Source organism: Anabaena sp. CA = ATCC 33047 (genome assembly GCF_963870205.1).
Taxonomy (GTDB): Bacteria; Cyanobacteriota; Cyanobacteriia; order Cyanobacteriales; family Nostocaceae; genus Trichormus.
On record NZ_CAWMSA010000019.1, the window covers coordinates 1 to 1,063 of the forward strand.

Below are 1,063 nucleotides of genomic sequence, written 5' to 3' on the forward strand. Positions count from 1 at the left end.
TAACCCAAGTTGCGGGTAATAGAAGATAAAAGAGGATAGGGTTCGTGTAGGCATGGTAAATGAGGGGTTGTGCGAACTCCAACCACCATGAAAATGCAACGCTGGAATGTTCAGTATAGTTGAAAAGAAAGAAGCATTTACAACTTAGTCAATAAAAGCTTGTTTCAGAGTATAGGCAAAAATAAAAGCTTGTACCTTCAGTAAAAACCCTTCATAAGTTACCGCATGAATTGATTTTTGGAAATAACTTGTAATGCCACTAAACACGGTTTCAATGTAATGACGAATAGACTGTTTAATGTATTGAATCCAAGGAGGGTCTTGGCGTTTAGAGTTACTTTTTCGGATGACTTGCATTGAGATTTGCTCAGTTTCGAGCAAAACATCCTCCACAGTGTAATCAAGATAGGCACAATCAGCATAAACTTGACTTCCTGGGGGTAAATTCAATGGTAAAGCACTCAATCCCCGGATATCGGTCGCACTTGCTGGCAGGAACACAAATTCAACGGGAGTACCTGTTTTGGTAGTTAATAACTGTACTCTTACTCCATAAAAATAACGTTTCTTAGATGCGATATAACCCCGATATTCTGGTGATTGGATGAGATGGGCATTAAAGATGCGAATGTTATCACAGATCGGTACAGGAAACGAGTCTAAAAGATATTCCGTATTTTCACTAATTTCTTTCAGTGCCATTCCCACTTGATGAAATAAATCGTTCATTAACATTGCTACATGATGTAATCGCCGATTAAATCGTGATTTTTCTAACATTCTTGGCATCAATTTATGGTCTTTCATGTAGCTGCAAGCCTGACTATGATTACCACCAAAGTACATAGCCGCGATTATTGCCGTTGTGATAATTTCTGCATCACTCATTTCACAACGAATATCCTCTTTATGGCCGATCGCCTTTAATAAGTCATCTATGACAGAATAGATCGTAACTATTTCATTTAACATCTGTCCCTCCTCTTTGTCTTGTCTGGAGGGATTTTCTTGTTTCTCTACCTTTATGTCATCTCTCTTTGAGACTAACTAGCAACTTGGGTTA

At 38.3% G+C, this 1,063-nt stretch carries 1 protein-coding gene; it reads right to left on the reverse strand.

The window, feature by feature from the left end; all coding sequences use genetic code 11:
* Positions 1–144 precede the first annotated feature (144 nt).
* Positions 145–972, reverse strand: coding sequence for an IS982 family transposase (locus AACS98_RS05095; protein WP_066377014.1), 828 nt, complete (start codon positions 970–972; stop codon positions 145–147).
* Positions 973–1,063 lie beyond the last annotated feature (91 nt).

Bases quoted from the DNA above. Each gene is read 5' to 3' on its own strand.
- AACS98_RS05095 (WP_066377014.1), bottom strand. From the start codon at position 972: ATGTTAAATGAAATAGTTACGATCTATTCTGTCATAGATGACTTATTA.